Source organism: Chryseobacterium sp. 2P (genome assembly GCF_059579425.1).
Map to the genome: position 1 here is coordinate 4,304,222 of NZ_CM184194.1, position 17,566 is coordinate 4,321,787.

16 protein-coding genes are annotated in these 17,566 nt (G+C 35.6%); 11 read left to right on the plus strand and 5 right to left on the minus strand.

Translation table 11 applies throughout. The features are described 5' to 3' along the window. The first annotated feature begins 45 nt into the window (after positions 1-45). The 6 genes from AC52CF_RS19695 to AC52CF_RS19720 all read left to right on the plus strand — a co-directional run bounded on the left by AC52CF_RS19695 (position 46) and on the right by AC52CF_RS19720 (position 4,086). Positions 46-1,062 carry an aminoglycoside phosphotransferase family protein gene (locus tag AC52CF_RS19695; protein ID WP_496518224.1) on the plus strand — a complete coding sequence of 339 codons (1,017 nt, stop codon included), beginning with the start codon at positions 46-48 and terminating at the stop codon, positions 1,060-1,062. A 35-nt stretch (positions 1,063-1,097) separates the two neighbouring features. Continuing rightward, complete coding sequence (locus AC52CF_RS19700) at positions 1,098-1,502, plus strand: GxxExxY protein (RefSeq protein WP_214588222.1); 405 nt, start codon at positions 1,098-1,100, stop codon at positions 1,500-1,502. A 93-nt stretch (positions 1,503-1,595) separates the two neighbouring features. Further along, positions 1,596-2,003 (plus strand): RapZ C-terminal domain-containing protein, encoded by a 408-nt coding sequence (locus AC52CF_RS19705; protein WP_496517591.1) that lies wholly within the window; start codon positions 1,596-1,598, stop codon positions 2,001-2,003. 80 nt (positions 2,004-2,083) lie between these two features. Further along, positions 2,084-2,797, plus strand: a complete 714-nt coding sequence (locus tag AC52CF_RS19710; RefSeq protein ID WP_214588220.1) for a nucleotidyltransferase family protein — start codon at positions 2,084-2,086, stop codon at positions 2,795-2,797. Between the two features lie 7 nt (positions 2,798-2,804). After that, positions 2,805-3,557 carry an LOG family protein gene (locus AC52CF_RS19715; RefSeq protein ID WP_214588219.1) on the plus strand — a complete coding sequence of 251 codons (753 nt, stop codon included), beginning with the start codon at positions 2,805-2,807 and terminating at the stop codon, positions 3,555-3,557. A 58-nt stretch (positions 3,558-3,615) separates the two neighbouring features. After that, a complete protein-coding gene (locus AC52CF_RS19720; protein WP_235132554.1) occupies positions 3,616-4,086 on the plus strand; it encodes a DUF6702 family protein in 471 nt (156 codons plus the stop codon). Between the two features lie 64 nt (positions 4,087-4,150). On the opposite strand, the gene AC52CF_RS19725 is transcribed toward AC52CF_RS19720, so the two are convergent. The 3 genes from AC52CF_RS19725 to AC52CF_RS19735 all read right to left on the minus strand — a co-directional run bounded on the left by AC52CF_RS19725 (position 4,151) and on the right by AC52CF_RS19735 (position 9,035). Beyond that, the gene (locus AC52CF_RS19725) at positions 4,151-4,660 is read right to left on the minus strand and encodes a DUF7336 domain-containing protein (RefSeq protein WP_214588217.1); all 510 of its coding nucleotides are present in this window, start codon (positions 4,658-4,660) and stop codon (positions 4,151-4,153) included. A 75-nt stretch (positions 4,661-4,735) separates the two neighbouring features. Beyond that, the gene (locus AC52CF_RS19730; protein WP_214588216.1) at positions 4,736-6,127 is read right to left on the minus strand and encodes a M949_1556 family lipoprotein; all 1,392 of its coding nucleotides are present in this window, start codon (positions 6,125-6,127) and stop codon (positions 4,736-4,738) included. A gap of 34 nt (positions 6,128-6,161) precedes the next feature. After that, positions 6,162-9,035 (minus strand): carboxypeptidase regulatory-like domain-containing protein, encoded by a 2,874-nt coding sequence (locus tag AC52CF_RS19735; RefSeq protein ID WP_214588215.1) that lies wholly within the window; start codon positions 9,033-9,035, stop codon positions 6,162-6,164. 251 nt (positions 9,036-9,286) lie between these two features. On the opposite strand from AC52CF_RS19735, the gene AC52CF_RS19740 reads away from it, so the two are divergent. Beyond that, positions 9,287-10,477: an endonuclease/exonuclease/phosphatase family protein gene (locus AC52CF_RS19740; RefSeq protein ID WP_214588214.1), complete on the plus strand. Its 1,191-nt coding sequence runs from the start codon at positions 9,287-9,289 to the stop codon at positions 10,475-10,477. 48 nt (positions 10,478-10,525) lie between these two features. After that, entirely contained in the window at positions 10,526-10,948 is a 423-nt protein-coding gene (locus tag AC52CF_RS19745) for a DUF6146 family protein (protein WP_214588213.1), read from the plus strand. Positions 10,949-10,997: 49 nt separating this feature from the next. Here the strand turns inward: AC52CF_RS19745 and AC52CF_RS19750 are convergent, their stop codons facing one another. Further along, positions 10,998-11,594 carry a superoxide dismutase gene (locus AC52CF_RS19750; RefSeq protein ID WP_214588212.1) on the minus strand — a complete coding sequence of 199 codons (597 nt, stop codon included), beginning with the start codon at positions 11,592-11,594 and terminating at the stop codon, positions 10,998-11,000. Between the two features lie 498 nt (positions 11,595-12,092). Further along, a complete protein-coding gene (gene rho, locus AC52CF_RS19755) occupies positions 12,093-13,943 on the minus strand; it encodes a transcription termination factor Rho (protein ID WP_214588211.1) in 1,851 nt (616 codons plus the stop codon). A 146-nt stretch (positions 13,944-14,089) separates the two neighbouring features. On the opposite strand from rho, the gene AC52CF_RS19760 reads away from it, so the two are divergent. The 3 genes from AC52CF_RS19760 (at position 14,090) to AC52CF_RS19770 (ending at position 17,531) form a co-directional block, all read left to right on the plus strand. Beyond that, entirely contained in the window at positions 14,090-14,479 is a 390-nt protein-coding gene (locus AC52CF_RS19760; RefSeq protein ID WP_076391587.1) for a DUF4293 family protein, read from the plus strand. A 135-nt stretch (positions 14,480-14,614) separates the two neighbouring features. Next, positions 14,615-15,535, plus strand: a complete 921-nt coding sequence (locus AC52CF_RS19765; RefSeq protein WP_214588210.1) for a M28 family peptidase — start codon at positions 14,615-14,617, stop codon at positions 15,533-15,535. 157 nt (positions 15,536-15,692) lie between these two features. Then, entirely contained in the window at positions 15,693-17,531 is a 1,839-nt protein-coding gene (locus AC52CF_RS19770) for an ABC transporter ATP-binding protein (protein ID WP_496517592.1), read from the plus strand. Positions 17,532-17,566 lie beyond the last annotated feature (35 nt).

Below are 17,566 nucleotides of genomic sequence, written 5' to 3' on the forward strand. Positions count from 1 at the left end.
GCAAATATAGAAATTCGCCTGTAAATTATTATATTTGTGGCATCTATGATTTCCGAATACGCCCAAAGATTTTTTGAAAATTATACAGGAAAAAAGCCTTCTGAGTTTATTACTTTAGCTCAAAGCGGCTCCGCGAGAGTAAATTTTATCGCAAAAGCAGATAAAACGTATATCATTACCTACAACGAAAACATCGCGGAAAATGAGAGTTTTTTGTATTACTCTTATTTATTTTCTGATTTAAAGCTCAATACTCCCGCAATTTTTGCAGTTTCGGAAGACCGGAAAATGTATATTCAGGAATTTTTAGGAGAAAATACACTTTCAGAAATTATTTCCAAAGAAGGATTATCAGAAAATGTAAAATCTCTGGTAAAGCAGACTTTGGAAAAGTTATATCAATTACAGATTTCAACACAGAATAAGGTAGATTACAGTAAAACTTTCGAATATGAAAGCTATGATGAACTTCCCGTAACGCACGATCTGTATTATTTTAAAAATTTCGTGGCGGATGTTCTGGAACTGGAATACCACAAATCTACTCTACTGAAAGAATTTAAGAACATCGTTTCTCTCATCGAAAATCTGGAGCCGAAAGGTTTAATGATCCGCGATTTTCAGGCGAGAAATATGATGGTAAATGATCAGAAAGAAGTATCATTTATCGATTATCAATCAGCCATGAAAGGTCCGTTAATGTATGACGTGATTTCTTTTCTGTTTCAGGCAAAAGCAAATTTCAATGAAAGCTTTAAAAGTGAGATGCTTGATTATTATATTCATCAATTTGAAGATCAGGAAATTAAAAATCAACTAAAAATTTCGGTAAAACCAATTCAACTGATGAGATTCCTGCAGGTTTTGGGAGCTTACGGTTTCCGAGGACTAATCCAGAGAAAACAGCACTTCATCTCAAGCATCGAAAAGGGAATCGAAAATATTACAGTTTTTGCACAAAACTGGGAAAATATGAAAGATTATCCCGAACTTGAAAAAGTGATTAAACAATTGAGTTCAGATAAAACAAAATTGAAAATTGAAGAAATCCTAAACCATTAAGAATATATTTAAGAAGTTAAGCATCGTTAAGTGTTATGACGAAAAAAGAAATCACACAATTGTCTTATGAAATTACCGGTTTTGCAATAAAAGTTCACAAAACACTTGGACCCGGCTTACTTGAAAGTATTTATGAAGAATGTTTAAAAATTGAACTCATTAAAAATGGATATGATGTAAAACAACAACTTTATACAACCATTAATTATGAAGGAGTTGATATTAAAACAAAACTGGTTGTTGATCTGCTCGTAAATGATACTATTGTTGTAGAATTAAAAGCAATTGAAGAAATTTTGCCTATACACGAAGCTCAGTTATTAACTTATATGAAAGTTTTGAAAAAGCCTCAGGGTTTATTAATAAATTTCTTTACCGATAATATAACCAAATCTTTAAAACCTTTTATTAATGAGTACTTTAAAGAACTCCCAAACTAAAATTTTGATTTATCAAAATCTTAAATAAACTTTACTTCTTAAATATAAATCTTAACGGTTTAAGAATAAATAAATAATTATAAAATTAAAAAAATGCTACACATCGACATACACAGTTTTTCGTATAAAAAAGGAGGAATTCCAAAGGATGAAACAGGAAACGGAGGCGGTTTTACGTTCGACTGCCGCGGAATCCTGAATCCCGGAAGAGTGGAAGAATATAAAAGCCAGACCGGAAATGACATCGGCGTTCAGGAATATCTGGAAACAAAAACTGAAATGCCTAAATTTCTGGAATTAATTAAAAATCTTATTTCCATTAATATTGATAATTATCTGGAAAGAGGTTTTGAAAATCTTCAGATCAATTTCGGCTGTACAGGAGGGCAACACAGATCGGTTTATTCTGCGATAAAAATCGCTCATTTCATTGAAGAAAAGTATGGTGAAAAAGTTGAAATCAGCCTTCATCATGACGAACAGCATCATCTGAATTCATAAATGATAAATGATAATCTATAAATGATTTTAAAAACTCTTATCATTATCAATCATCATTCATCACCTATCAATTATAAAAAATGAAGGCACTTATTTTCGCAGCCGGAAAAGGAACCCGATTAAAGCCATTTACCGACCATCATCCGAAAGCTTTGGCAAAAGTGAATGAGATTCCGCTTCTGGAAAGAAATATTAAATATTTAAAAAATTTCGGAATCAACGATTTTGTCATCAACATTCATCATTTTGGAAATCAAATAGTTGATTTTTTAAAGCTGAATGATAACTTCGGATGTAAAATTGAAATATCGGACGAAAGAGAAGAACTGCTGGAAACTGGCGGCGGCTTGGTTTTTGCAAGAAAATTTCTCGATCATGGGGAAGACTTTCTAATCATGAATGCAGATATTCTTACCAATATTAATATCACAGAATTTGTAAAATACCATAAAAAGATAAAAGATTTTGCTACTTTAGCTGTATCGGACAGAGAGAGTTCGAGAAAACTGCTTTTCAATGATGATATGGTGTTAAGAGGCTGGCTGAATGTACAGACCGGCGAACAGAGACTTGCTGAGTTTAACAAGGGATTTAAAGCTCTGGCTTTCAGTGGTGTTCATTGTATTAATCCCGTTATCTTTGAAAAGATAAAAAGAACAGGTAAATTTTCTGTAATGGAAGAATATCTGGATCTTATGCAGACGGAGCATATTCATGGTTTTCTGCACGACAGCATTTTAATTGATGTCGGCAGACCGGAATCTGTAACGGAAGCCGAAAAACATTTTAAATAATTGTACAATGGGAATTGAAGGAACGAGAGATGAAAGTCTGGTAAATCCTGAATTGGATAGTAACGAAACAAAACTACAAAACAGTCTCCGGCAAAAAACCTGGGACGAAACCATTACAAAAGACAGCTGGATGGTTTTCAAGGTGATGGCAGAATTTGTGGACGGTTATGAAAAACTGGCTAAAATTGGTCCGTGTGTTTCTATTTTCGGATCGGCGAGATTAAAACCTCAAAGCAAATACTACAAAATGGCGGTAGAAATTGCGGAGAAAATTACAAAACTAGGATTCGGAATTATCACCGGAGGTGGTCCCGGAATTATGGAAGCAGGAAATAAGGGAGCTTTTAATACTCAGGGAAAATCAATCGGTTTAAATATCGATCTGCCTTTTGAACAGCATTTTAATCCTTACATCAATAAATCATATTCGATGAATTTCGATTATTTTTTTGTAAGAAAGGTAATGTTTGTAAAATATTCTCAGGGATTTATCGTAATGCCGGGTGGATTTGGAACACTGGATGAGCTTACGGAAGCTTTAACGCTGATTCAAACCAATAAAATCGGAAGATTTCCCATTGTTCTGGTAGGTTCGGAATTCTGGAACGGATTATTAGACTGGTTTAGAACTACGTTACTGAAGGAAAAGATGATCCATGAAGAAGACCTTGAACTTTACAGAGTGGTAGACAGCGCAGATGAAGCGGTAGCACACATTAAGGCTTTTTATGATAAGTATTCTGTAAATGTGAATTTTTAATTGGCATATTATTTGTGACTTAAAACTAACAATCATGATTGTAAATTTATTATCTAAGATGAAAAAAATTTTATCTATATCAGGAATTTTAGCACTTTTTGTGCTATTGAGTTTCACGTATGTAGACTTTTTCTCTTCAATGACTAAGGTGGATTATATTGATGGAAGCAAAACATTGAAGTTCACTACAAAAATGAATACAAATCATATTTCCGATGCTATAAAAATTAACCCGAATACGGCAGGATTTGAAGCAGAAGTTAAAAAGTATGTAAACAATAATTTTGATGTGTATGTCAATGGCTCACCGAAAACAATTACATTTACGGGAAGTCAGGTAAGCGGAGAAACAGTATGGGTATATTTTGAAACGGGAGGCGTTTCGGATATCAATACCTTAAGAATAAAGAATACAATCCTTTTAAGTGCTTTTCCAAAGCAGATTAACCTTGTTAATATTGCGTATCAGGGAATTCAGAAAACAATGAATTTCCAACGCGGAAAAGAGGTAAATGAAGTATCTTTTTAAAGACAATGAAATTAACAACGAAACCATCGCAAAAGCGGTGGTTTTTTGTTTGAGCTATATTCATTTATTGTTCCCAATAAAATCCGGTTGTCCAGTGCATTGCATTTAATTCCACTTCATCAAGAATAAAATCGTCCGGGAAATCTTTAAACCCAGATTTATTTTTTAATTCATTCATCACCTTTTGAGCTTTTTCATAGCCTGAAAATATTCCGATAAATCTTTCATCATCCAAATAGGTATTCAGTGTATAAGTATGGCTCAGGCAAAAAACAGAGTCTATTTGCAGCTCTTTTACCGATACTATACTTGCATCAACCTCATCTCCCGATTCCAGATAATCACGTCCTGTTTCTCCTATAGTTTCTGTAAATCCATCCTGCCAATGAACTTTATCTAAAATATATTTTTGAATTACAAAGCATTCCGGAAATATTTTAAAACCCGGTAATTGAACAGCCTTACTCTTTACTTTTCGCAGTTCTTCTAAATTCTTAAAATATCCTAATCTTTTAGATTCTGTATGGAAATCATCTGTATACGTATGATCTAAAACATAAACAAAATACTGCATATTCTATAAGTTTTGGCAAAAATAAAAAGGCTGCCTAAAAAGACAGCCTTTATACTATTTAAATTTTCAAAATTCTTATTGAACCTGAATGTTATCCAATTGGATTGTAGTGGTAACACCACTTCCGTTTCCTGTGTATTCGAATAATACAAATCCGTTACCCGTTAAAGAAGTCGGGAAAGTGTACATTCCTGCAGGAGCAATTGTTCCATAAGCACCTGTAGGAGCCTGTGGAATTGTAAATGCAGAAGTAATATCTGTTTTGGTAGCCTGAGTAATATCTCCAAGAGGAGTATAATTGGTTGTATAATATACTTTCAAAGCATTACCGTTAAAAAATCCTACGTTTACGTCAAATTTCAGTGTGTTTGCTGCTGTAAAATCAACAGGTACTGCAAAATAAGTTACGTAAGGACCAGTTCCTGAATTAGCTCCCAACTGGATGTATTTGTTTCCGCTGAAAGTTTTTAATTGCCAGTATCTGTTTCCTAGAAGCGGATCGTTTACATATTTAGGAAATACTTCAAGGTTAGCCGGAGATGTAGCATAACTCTCAAAGTTTTCAAGGAAAGCTCCTGAATAGGTAATTGCAGTTCCTCCTTTCGGCGGTGTAGCATCTACTCTTGTTCCTTTGAAGTTAATATCATTTGTATTTCTGATCAGCATCTGCCAAGTTGTATTATAACGGCTTACTACAAAAGTAATATCTCCGTTTCCTGTTGGTAATGTTTTAGATCCTTCAGAGAAGAAACCTGAATTTCTTAAAGTTACACTATTTCCTGAAGCATCTTCCAAAGTTCTGTCTGTATCTACTCCTGCTCCTGCCACATAATCGATAAATGTTTTAGCAGTAGGATAAATATCTGCAATGGTAAACTGTGTATTAGCAACTTTTACCAATGTATTGATATACTGGTCACTTTTTGCAGCAGCAAGGTTTGGTAATTCTAAAGGTTTAATTGTAACCACCTCAAGACCATTCCCGTTACAAACTCCGGAAACATATCTGCTTAATAAAGAAGCAGGAATTCTTCCGATTGAATACGTAGGATCTACAGAACCGATTTTTACAGTACCTCTGTCTAAACCTAATCTTAAACCTTTCGCATTAATTCTGATGTGCGCACCAACAGGAAAATCTGCATAGTTGCTGGATCTGTCAACCTCAATTTGTAAACCTGCAGTCGGATTTTCCGGCTTATCCTGGAAAGAAATTGTTTTATAGAAGTTTCCATTTTCATCTGAAGAAACTACATAACCATCAAAAATCTGGTCGTTTGAAATTAAAACATATCCTGTAGAAGGAGCCTGAGCTTTGAAAGCAGCCAAAGTCATTGTAGGAGCCGGGAATTTATTCTCACACTTGATTGGCGGAGTTTCCCACTCGTCTTTCTGAACACAAGATGTAATAGAAATCGCCGCAAATGCAACTCCTGCTACTAAACTTAAGTATTTCTTTATTGTCATTTTATTAATTTTTAAAATAATTAGTGAATTGATATTAAAATCTGAACTGTAAATTTACAAAATATGATCTTCCCTGAGTATACCAGTATTTTGGTGCAAACAAAGTGTATTCTCTATTCAAATCCTGAGAGAAGGTAGGATACACCGCATTTCTTGTTTGTTCAAATCCTCCTGTAATATATTTTCTGTTATTTAAAATATTATTAACTGTAGCAGAAATTAAGACATAGTATTTACCGATTACCCAAGATTTTCCTGCATTAGCATTCAGAAAGAATGACGAAGGCAATTTGTTTGGCTGAAGTACTTTTCTAAGATCACTATCTGTAAGCCCGTAATATGGAGTTCCGGTAACATTGTTCTGAACAAACGATTCTGTTCTCACCAAAGCTGCAGGATCTAAATAATTTTCATCAAAATAATTCCAGTTGGCACCTACCCACCAGTATTTCGGGTTGTTGTAACGGAAACCTACCGAGTAAGCCTGTTGAGGAGTTCCTCCCTGACGATAATTGTTAATGTATGCTTTTCCAAGATCTACATACGGAAGACCGTTTGCAAAAACACCTACTGCATCTGATGCAAAATAAGTTTTTGGATCATTCTTATAAGTATACTGTCCGATGCTTGCTAAACCTTGTAATGATAATGTTGGTAACACTTTAACATCAACCCCAAGTTCAACTCCCATATTTCTCTTCTTAACATCCGTCATTACCTGAGATACAAAAGCACTCTGAACATTGGTCTGGTTACCGTCTGCATCCACACTGTTTAATGGAATACCGTCTGCAAAGAATCTCTGAACTGTTGTTTCATTGTCTGTATCAACCAAATAACCTGTTAATCTTAGTTTTAAGAAAGGAGAAGAAATAACATAACTAAGGTCATTTGCATTTACCGTCATGCTCTTCACGTTGGGTGCTACAGATCCGTTTACTCTTGGATTTACAAATAAATCTTCCAGATAAGGGGCCTGATTATAATACGCTCCGTTATAAACAAAGAAGTTTCTACCGTTCAGTCTGTAAACGATCTGTCCTTTCAGACCGTAGTTCCAGTAGTTATAATCCATCCCTTTTCCATAAGAATCTTTGTATAAGTAATGATTGAAAAGACCTTCTCTGTTTGAAGAAGAATATCCTGCCAATGCAGATACGAATACATCAAAAGCTCCCGCTGTGAATCTTACACCCGGATTTACTTTTACTTCCTGTCTTCTGAAAATGTAGTCGTAAGTCATTTTATCACCTACTTTTTTCGTTACATTTTCTTCACCCTGATTGTATAATCCTGATTTTCCCGGCTGGTTTGTTGCAGCAAAAGGATCTCTGTTCAGTACAAAATCAGCACCTAAAAGATCGTTTACTTCTCTGTACTGCTCAGAACGGTAATTCTGATAAGATACGTTTAATAAGAATTTCGTATTATCATTAAAGTTGTGAACAAAGTGAGTAGAAGCATTCCAGATTTTATCATCACTTACATCGTTTACCAAATAATATAATGCTCTTTTACCTGTCTGCCCATAATAGGTTCCTGCAGGCTGCTGCATATTTCTCTGGTATAATCTGTCCCAGTTAAGCTGTGTAAAGTTCGGATCATTGGAAGTCCATCCGTTCATTGCTGCCTGAAAAGCCTGCTGAGCTGTTGTTCCTGTTACTCCTGTAGGAAGAGTTACAGAAGCATTAGGATCTAATGAATCGTAATAACTTGGTAAATTTCTGTAGTATGTAGGAGATGGATTCTGTACATTCTGCCAGTCCAGACGAGAACCTTTGTCTTTTCCGAACTGATAAGATACAGAAGTCCAAAGCGTATTGTTTTTATTGATTTTCCAGAAATCCTGAATCTGGAAGATCGGCTGGAATCCTTTTCTTACTCTTTCACTTCTCTGCTCTCCGTCCTGATATCCCCAATAAGAATTGTAATGAACACCTCTGTAGTTGTATACTTCCTGAGTACTTGGACTTGCAGTAGATCTTCTGTAAGGTGCACCGATGAAATTGAACGTCATCGTGTGCTTATCGTTAAATTTCTTTTCAATTCCTAAATAAGCTCCGTAAGCATCATAGAACGTTCCTTCCTGAATACCTTCTTTCGCCCATCTTCTTGCTCCCATTGCAGTAAATGCCCATCCGCTCTTACTCATTCCTGAGCTGTATCTTAGAGATGTTCTGTTTCTGTAATTTCTGTTGGTTAAAGACTGAGTAAACTGAAATCCTTTTCTATATTCACTCGCTTTAGTATTTTTATAAACCACAGAACTGTTTCCTCCAAATGCATATTCGGAAGGTGAATGATTTGAAGAAATTTCCGGGTATCTTGTAATTTCGTTAAGTCCTCCCCAGTTTCCAAAATCCACATTACCGTTATCAGACTTGATCATGGAAACACCATTTAACATAGTTTCTCCAAATCTTCCATCGATTCCTCTTGGGCGGAACCAATAAAATCCTAAATCAAACGCTGCGATTCTGCTGAAAATGTCCTGAGATGACTGCAGTAAACCGACTGTAGAAGCCTGTCCGCTGTTGCTATCCTCATCGTCTCCATCACTGTCAATGATTGCTAAACCTTGATCCGCGCTTGTAAGTGCAGAATATAGGGTAATCGTCCCTAAATCCTTTTTCTTCTCACTGTCCATTACATCAAACTCCATTACTTTGGTTTCGTAATTCGGTTTTGTAATCACAATTTGGTAATGCCCCGGCTTTAGGTCTACAAACTGGAAGTATCCGATTTTGTCAGCCGTTACATCATTGTCATTCCCTTTAAGATCTACTTCTGCCCTTTCAACGGGTTTTCCTTCGGCATCTTTTAAATAGGCAGAGACCGTAGTCTGTGCAAAATAGTATGACGCTGGAAGTAAAGTAAATAAAGAGACTAATGATAGTTTTTTAATCATGAGTATATTTATTTTTTAAATACTTTTCTTATTAATTCTCAACAGTTTAAAAGTTGGGGACGCAAATTTAGTCAATTTTTAGAATTTACAACTTTTTTTACGTTATTTTTTCTTAACATTGCAAGCTTTTAAGAATCATTATAAATAAAAACGTAAATACCACATTTTAAATTTACAAATATTTAAAATAGCGGGAAGTTAAAAAAAAGTAAATTTGCAGATTAAATAATATTAATAATAACTCTAAGAGAATGAAGAAATTTTTGAGTTTTTTTGCCATCATTTTTTCGATAATGGCATTTTCACAACAGCAGGGTAAACTGAGAAAAGTGGCCACTGTAGGTTTTTTGAATGTGGAAAACCTTTGGGACACGATTCGCTCAGCAGATTATATCGACGGAACTAAAGACATTAAAAACCCGGCTTTTCACAGAAGCATTCCATTGGATTCCGTTAAGTTTTTAGAAGCTGAAAAGTACGACGGACCGTGGAGCGACGGCGCTCTAATTGGGAAAAAAGTTGTAAGATACCAAGGAGGTTCAGAAGAATTTACTCCAAAAAGTGCTAAAAACTACAACACCAAAGTTTACAGAACAAAATTAGCAAATGAAGCTAAAGTAATTTCTGAAATGGGAGCACAGTATACCAAAACAGCTCCTGCAGTAGTAGGCTTAATTGAGGTTGAAAACAGACAGGTTATTCAGGATCTTATTAATGAACCGGCACTGAAGAAATATGATTACGGAATTATCCATTACAATTCTTACGATTACAGAGGAATTGATGTGGCTTTGATTTATCAGAAAAGAAGGTTCACTCCAACAAATTCTTTGAAAAAAGAACTGAAAGTTTTCGGTGATGACGGAAAAAGAGAATATACAAGAGATATCCTGGTTGTTACAGGCTTCCTTGATAATGAGAAAGTGGCATTCTTCATGAATCACTGGCCTTCAAGAAGAGGAGGTGAAGCTATTTCCCTGCCAAAAAGAAATGCAGCAGCAGCTTTACTAAAACAGCAGATGGACAGTGTAAGAGCTGCAGATCCTTCTACTAAATTATTTGCCATGGGAGACTTTAACGACGATCCTGTAAGTTCAAGCTTAAAAAATTATCTGAAAGCTCAGCCAAGCCCGAAAGATTTAAGTGATGCTAATCCTTACCTGAATTTAATGTATCCTTTGTACAAAAAAGGAGTTGCTTCATTAGCATATCAGGACGCACCCAACTTATTTGACCAGATCATTGTTTCTAAAAATTTAATTCAGGATCAGGTTACAAAAGATTATTCGGTTTATAAGGCTGAAATTTTCGCTCCGGCTTACTTAGTGAATAAAGAAGGAAATTACAAAGGCTACCCTTTCCGATCGTGGAACGGCGACCAGTTTACCGGCGGTTACAGTGACCACTTCCCGGCATTTGTAGTTCTCCAGAAAGAACCATAAAAATATAAGGCACTCAGATTGAGTGTCTTTTTTTTGTAACTTTATAAGATGAAAAATTTAGTTTTACTGTTAACACTTTCTTTATTTTCATTCAATTGTTCTGCACAGAGCAATCCTAAGAATGAAAAAGAAAAGTCGGAAATGAAACCATCAAAAAATGATGATGGCGAATGGGATCTTACGGTAATCGATACTCAGTTTGACTATTTTCTGAATGCGGTTGCAAAGCCAATCAGCCAATATTCTGAATCTTATCTAAAGAACAGAAATACTTTTCTTGTTACAGAATGGAATTCGTATTACAATTCCGGACGATACAGAAACGTCATTGAATCCTCGATTGATTATGATCCGAAGGAAAAATACGGTATTAAATTCGAATACAAACTGTATCAGGTTTTTGCATACGTAAACTGGAAATACGGTCTGAAAATGAACGGACTATCGGGAAGTGACACCACAAGATATTAAAAAAGGTTCAGAGCGATTCTGAACCTTTTTTTATGAAATAGTTGAATAATTATTTGTTGAATAATTCTTCTACTTTATCCCAGTTTACCACTTCGAAGAATGCAGATACATAATCCGGTCTTCTGTTTTGGTAATTTAAATAATAAGCGTGTTCCCAAACATCAAGTCCTAAAACAGGAGTTCCTTTTACGTCTGCAACCGGCATTAACGGGTTATCCTGATTTGGAGTTGAAGAAACAGCAACGGAACCGTCAGCATTTTTTACCAACCAAGCCCATCCTGAACCGAATCTTGTTTTAGCAGCATCAGAAAAATCTGTTTTGAATTTTTCGAAACCTCCGTAAGCATCAATAGCAGCTTTTACGTTTCCTATCGGTTCTTTGCTTCCGCCCGGAGTTAAAATTTCCCAGAATAAGGTATGGTTAAAGTGTCCTCCTCCATTGTTTCTTACCGCTGGTTTATCAATTCCTGTCTGGCAGATTTCTTCGATAGTTTTTCCTTCAAGATCAGTTCCTTTAATCGCATTATTTAAATTGTCTACGTATGCTTGATGATGTTTTGTATGGTGGATTTCCATTGTTCTTGCATCAATTGTCGGCTCCAATGCATCGTAAGCATATCCTAGTTTTGGTAATTCAAATGACATAATTTTATTTTTAATGTTATTACCCAAATTTAGCCATTATTTAATCTATATTCAAAAAATGGGGATTACTTTAATAAATCTTTAACATTGATATATTGATTTAGAATGAATTAAATTTTTATGGTAAGAAAGTCTAACGACATAAGGTTTATCAATTTTGAAAAATTTATTTTTGAATCAAAGCTGATAACAAATCAAAGGGTTCAAACAAGAATTTTTTCAGACTTTATTTTAATGCTATATTGAACTTTTTCAGGATCCCAAATTTTGTGGATATAATGAAGTATTGAAATATCATACAAAAACCCTAGCCTCGATTGCAGCAATTGTCTGAGCTCATTTAATGATTTCGGCGGCGGCTTCGCCGCCGCTGAAATCATTAAATAGCGAGTGCGGAAAGCGAGATAAAGCTTCAAAAGAATAATTTAATTTCAAACTAAAAACGAAAAAGCACGAACATTAAACGTCCGTGCTTTCTCTTAACAAATTAAATTCAATTTATTTATTCATCGACATCAGGAATTCTTCGTTATTCAACGTTCCTTTGATGTTTTTGTCTACAAATTCCATTGCTTCAATTGGATTCATTTCAGAAAGGTATTTCCTAAGAATCCACATTCTCTGAGAAGTTACCTCATCCAGAAGCAGATCGTCTCTACGGGTACTTGAAGCTACCAAATCAATAGCAGGATAAATTCTTCTGTTGGCAATTTTTCTGTCTAACTGAAGTTCCATGTTTCCAGTACCTTTAAATTCTTCAAAGATTACCTCATCCATTTTAGACCCCGTATCGATAAGAGCCGTTGCAATGATTGTTAAAGAACCTCCTCCTTCAATCTTTCTTGCCGCTCCGAAGAATCTTTTCGGTTTATGGAGTGCATTTGCATCAACACCTCCCGATAAAACTTTACCTGAAGCAGGCGTTACGGTATTATAAGCTCTTGCCAATCTTGTGATGGAGTCTAATAAAATCACCACATCATGACCGCATTCCACCATTCTTTGTGCTTTCGCCAGAACAAGGTTAGCCACTTTTACGTGCTTTTCTGCCGCTTCATCAAAAGTAGATGCAATAACTTCTGCATTTACGCTTCTTTCCATATCGGTAACTTCTTCCGGACGTTCGTCAATCAGAAGAACCATCATATACACTTCCGGATGATTGGCAGCGATAGAATTGGCAATATCTTTCAGCAACATCGTTTTACCGGTTTTTGGCTGTGCAACGATCATTGCTCTCTGTCCTTTCCCGATCGGAGCAAAAAGATCCACTACTCTTGTAGAAATGGTAGAGCCTTTTCCGGCAAGGTTGAATTTCTCCTGTGGGAAAAGCGGGGTTAAATATTCAAAAGCAACACGGTCTTTAATAAAAGCAAGATCGCGTCCGTTAACTTCTGTTGGTCTTAATAAAGAGAAATATTTTTCGCCTTCTTTCGGTAATCTTACAATTCCTTTTACAGTGTCTCCGGTTTTCAGACCAAAATTTCTGATCTGCGCCGTAGAGACATATACGTCATCCGGAGAAGAAATATAACTGAAGTCTGAAGAACGTAAAAATCCGTAATTGTCGGGTAAAATTTCCAGAACTCCTTCAATACTTACCATTCCGTCGAAACTGAATTCCTTTTTAGGAGCTTCATGCTGTTCCTCCGTTCTTTCAGAATGCTGCTGTTGCTGCTTATTCTGATGCTGGTTTTGGTTTTGATTCGGGTTTTGGTTATGATTTTGATTTCTATGCTGGTTTCCGTTGTTGTTCGGATTGTTGTTTTGTCCTTTTGGGGATCTAGCCTGATGTTGAGGGGAATTATTCGGCTTTTCTTCTGCTGGAGCAGATTCCTGAGATTCTGTGTTTTTTGGAGCTTCTGTTTTTTCCTGAGGCGCTTCTGTGTTGGCTGTATTGGCAGGAGAAACTCTTTTCCTCTTTTTCTTAGTCTGCGCCGCTGCAGTCTGTTCTTCTGTTGCTGCTGCAGGTTCTGTTTTTGTTTCTTCAGCTTTAGGTTCTTCGGAAACGGGTTCTTTCACCTCTGCTTCAGTTTTTTCCTCTGCTTTAGGTTTTGTTTCTTCCGCAGGTTTCGCTTCAGCTTTTGTTTTAGCTGCCGTTTTTTTAGGAGCAGCTTTTCTGGCAGGAGCCTTCGCAGGTTTCTCTGCCGGTTTTTCCTCAGTATTCATACTGGTTTCAGTAGCGTTGAAATATTCTTTTGCTACTTTTGGATTGGAGGCCTGAAAGTCAAGAATTGCAAAGATTTTGTCATTTTCAGTGCTGTTTCTTGCCACTTTAACGCCCAAATCCTTTAAGATTTTAGTCAGTTCCGTTACGGATTTTGACCTTAACGTTTCAATGTTAAACATATTTAGTGTAAAAAATGTAATTAATTGTGAATAAGAAAAGTAAGTCAGGTGACTGTTGTTTTCAAGTACATTCGTATAATGCAAATCTACACTTATTTTTGAATTGTGCAAAATTTATATTACTTTTGCGTAGAATTTAATATTCAATGCTACAAAGAATACAGACTATATGGACTTTTTTAGCAGTGTTGGCTGCTGTGTTTCTGTTCATTACAGGAGAAGATGTTGTTATTTCAGACAGCTTTCCTGTGATTAATATCGGATGTATTGTCCTTGTTTTGGTGGGAGTACTCAGTATTTTCAGTTTTAAAAACAGAAAAAGACAAATTCTGCTGAATAACATCAGCATTATTATAAACGCTTTGTTGATTGGTGTATTGATGTACTGGTTACTAAAATTATCCGGAGGAATAGATTTTCCTGAGAAGGGTATTGAGCCGGTTTTCTCATTAATTGCGGTGATCTGTCTGCTTATAGCAAACATTTACATTAAAAAAGATGAGAGGCTCGTAAAATCTGTAGACAGACTTCGATAACCTTACAACGATTTTTTGAGTGAGAACAGCTTCTTTTAAGGAGCTGTTTTTTATTTTGTGTAATTTTTCATTTAAAAACATTCGCATGCAACATTTCCGCTTATATTGCGACAGATTGTTTATAAATTATTAAAAATGAAAAAACTTACTTATCTTACCTTTTCACTTTTCTCTATATTTTCTTTCGCACAGGAAGTTTCTACGGAAAGAATACAGACTGTTCTTTCAACTCTGGCTTCTGATGAAATGAAAGGCCGCGAAATCGGAACTGCTGAAAATGATAATGCAGCCAATTATATCGCCAAATTATTTAAAGAAAACAATTTAGAGTACTGCACAGGAAATTCTTATCTGGTTCCTTTTGACTACAAAGGAAAAACAGCTTATAATGTTTGTGGCGTTAAAAAAGGAAAAACAGAAAAATTTCTAGGATTTTCGGGGCATTTTGATCATATCGGAACTAGCAACAATCCTCAGGACAATATTTATAATGGTGCAGATGATGATGCAAGCGGAATTACCACTCTGGTAGGAATTGCAGATTATTTCAAAAATAAAAATCCTGAGTTTTCTTTGGTTTTCATGGCATTTAACGGTGAGGAAAAAGGAATGTTGGGTTCCAGAGCCATTTCAAAGGATGAGAATCTGAATCCGATTTATGATAAAATGACAGCGCTGTTTAATTTCGAAATGGTGGCAACAGAATCTGCTTTCGGAAAGAACGCTTTGTTCATGACGGGTGATGAATTTTCGGATCTTGATGAATTATTTAATAAAAATGCCGCGAACGGCTTAAAAATAAATCCGGATCCTTATGCTTCAGAACAGCTTTTCTACCGATCAGACAACGTGAGTTTTGTAAAAAAGAAAATTATCGCCCATTCTTTTTCAACGGTTGATATGACGAAAGCGACGCATTATCACCATGAAAATGACGATATCCACGTTGTGGATTTTAATAATTTAACAACAATAATCAATAATTTCGGGAAAACTTTAGACAAACTTTCGCCCAAGAATTTTGCACCGAAATATAATGATAAAGTTAGATTTTAAAAGTTAATATAAAAGCTGCCATTCTTCGGGCGGCTTTATTTTTTCCGAATACTGTAACAAAATAAATGCTGCAGAAACTTATTTTATAAAGTAAAAGGCGATTAAAAACGTCTTATCATTTAAATTACGTAATTTTGCTATCCAATTTTTTCATTGAATGAACGAATATAAAAAAATATTAAAATTCGCAAAACCTCATCAGAAATATATTTTCGGAAGTTTATTTTTCAACTTATTATATTCTATATTTCAGATTGCTTCATTAGGAACGATTCTTCCTGTTTTGGGCATGCTTTTCGGAACTATTAAAAGAGAAGATTTTGAATCTGCACCTGTATATTCCGGAAACCTTACAGATTTATTTCCGTACCTGAAAAACTATTCTAATTATTATATTCAGACTTTGGTGGATGATTATGGTACGCTGAATGTTTTAGCATGGCTCTGCGTAATTACTGCATTTATGTTTTTGCTGAGAAACCTTTTCAGATATTTAGGATCTTTTCTGTTGATTAATTACCGTGTTGGCGTTACCAAAGATCTGCGCGGAGAAATGTACCGTAAGGTTCTGGCTTTGCCGGTTTCATTTTTTACTGAGAGCAGAAAAGGAGATATGATGTCGCGTATGTCTAATGACGTAGGCGAAGTGGAAGGCAGTATTCTAGGAAGTTTGGTGGAGCTGATTAATGCTCCGTTTATGCTTGTGAGTACTTTAATAAGTTTGTTTCTGCTAAGTTCTGAATTAACGCTTTTTTCTCTTCTGGTTTTACCGGTGATGGGAACTTTAATCGCGTTAATCGGGAAAAGTCTTAAAAAAGATTCCCACGAAGCCCAGAACGAAATGGGAACCATTTTCTCTATTGTGGATGAAACCTTAAAATCGTCAAAAGTCATTAAGATTTTCAGTGCAGAAAAGATTATGGATAACCGTTTTATGGGTTCTATGCAGAGATGGATCGACAGTTCGATACGATTGGGAAGAAAGAAGGAATTAGCATCGCCAATCAGCGAATTTCTGGGTTCTGTCACTTTTTTAATCATTGCATGGTATGGCGGAAAGCAGATTGTTGTGGAACATAGCATTGCTCCTCAGGATTTTCTGGTTTTTTTAGGAATGTTCTTCCAGATTTTACCTCCGGTAAAGAGTTTATCACAATCAATTTCAAACGTACAGAAAGGAGAAGCTTCTTTACACAGAGTATTGGAAATTCTTGAAGCAGACGTGAAAATTGAAGAAGTTGCTAATCCTGTAAGTATTTCAACACTTAACAAAGCTATTGAATTTAAAAATATCGGTTTTTACTACGATAAAGACCATGCTATTCTTAAAAATTTCTCTTTAAGTATTCCTAAAGGAAAAACGGTAGCTCTTGTCGGACAAAGCGGAAGCGGAAAAACAACGATCGCGAATCTTCTGGCAAGATTTTATGATGTTTCTGAAGGTGAAATTCTGATTGATGGTGTAAATATTAAAAATCTAAGGTTAAAAGAATACCGTAAACTTCTCGGGATGGTTACTCAGGAATCTGTATTATTTAATGATACGGTGTACAATAATATTCTGATGGGGAAACCTGAAGCCACCAGAGAAGAGGTAATTGCTGCTGCCAAAATTGCCAATGCAGATAACTTTATTACGAATCTTCCTGACGGATATGATTCTAACATCGGAGATGACGGAGGAAAGCTTTCCGGAGGTCAGAAACAGAGGGTTTCCATTGCGAGAGCTGTATTGAAAAATCCACCGATTATGATTCTGGATGAAGCAACTTCTGCTCTGGACACGGAGTCGGAAAGATTTGTTCAGGATGCACTCGAAAAAATGATGGAAAACAGAACGTCTCTTGTTATTGCGCACAGGCTTTCTACTATTCAAAAGGCTGACTGGATTGTGGTAATGGAAAAAGGAGATATTGTAGAACAGGGAACGCATCATGATCTTATTGCGAAAAAAGGAGTTTATCACAAACTTGTGGAACTGCAGAACTTCGATTAATATCATAAAAAATATATCAGGAAAGAGTATTTCGA

Bases quoted from the DNA above. Each gene is read 5' to 3' on its own strand.
- AC52CF_RS19700 (WP_214588222.1), top strand. From the start codon at position 1,098: ATGACGAAAAAAGAAATCACACAATTGTCTTATGAAATTACCGGTTTT.
- AC52CF_RS19770 (WP_496517592.1), top strand. From the start codon at position 15,693: ATGAACGAATATAAAAAAATATTAAAATTCGCAAAACCTCATCAGAAA.
- AC52CF_RS19695 (WP_496518224.1), top strand. From the start codon at position 46: ATGATTTCCGAATACGCCCAAAGATTTTTTGAAAATTATACAGGAAAA.
- AC52CF_RS19740 (WP_214588214.1), top strand. From the start codon at position 9,287: ATGAAGAAATTTTTGAGTTTTTTTGCCATCATTTTTTCGATAATGGCA.
- AC52CF_RS19760 (WP_076391587.1), top strand. From the start codon at position 14,090: ATGCTACAAAGAATACAGACTATATGGACTTTTTTAGCAGTGTTGGCT.
- AC52CF_RS19705 (WP_496517591.1), top strand. From the start codon at position 1,596: ATGCTACACATCGACATACACAGTTTTTCGTATAAAAAAGGAGGAATT.
- AC52CF_RS19725 (WP_214588217.1), bottom strand. From the start codon at position 4,660: ATGCAGTATTTTGTTTATGTTTTAGATCATACGTATACAGATGATTTC.
- AC52CF_RS19715 (WP_214588219.1), top strand. From the start codon at position 2,805: ATGGGAATTGAAGGAACGAGAGATGAAAGTCTGGTAAATCCTGAATTG.
- AC52CF_RS19710 (WP_214588220.1), top strand. From the start codon at position 2,084: ATGAAGGCACTTATTTTCGCAGCCGGAAAAGGAACCCGATTAAAGCCA.
- AC52CF_RS19735 (WP_214588215.1), bottom strand. From the start codon at position 9,035: ATGATTAAAAAACTATCATTAGTCTCTTTATTTACTTTACTTCCAGCG.
- AC52CF_RS19745 (WP_214588213.1), top strand. From the start codon at position 10,526: ATGAAAAATTTAGTTTTACTGTTAACACTTTCTTTATTTTCATTCAAT.
- AC52CF_RS19750 (WP_214588212.1), bottom strand. From the start codon at position 11,594: ATGTCATTTGAATTACCAAAACTAGGATATGCTTACGATGCATTGGAG.
- AC52CF_RS19720 (WP_235132554.1), top strand. From the start codon at position 3,616: ATGAAAAAAATTTTATCTATATCAGGAATTTTAGCACTTTTTGTGCTA.
- AC52CF_RS19730 (WP_214588216.1), bottom strand. From the start codon at position 6,127: ATGACAATAAAGAAATACTTAAGTTTAGTAGCAGGAGTTGCATTTGCG.
- AC52CF_RS19765 (WP_214588210.1), top strand. From the start codon at position 14,615: ATGAAAAAACTTACTTATCTTACCTTTTCACTTTTCTCTATATTTTCT.
- rho (WP_214588211.1), bottom strand. From the start codon at position 13,943: ATGTTTAACATTGAAACGTTAAGGTCAAAATCCGTAACGGAACTGACT.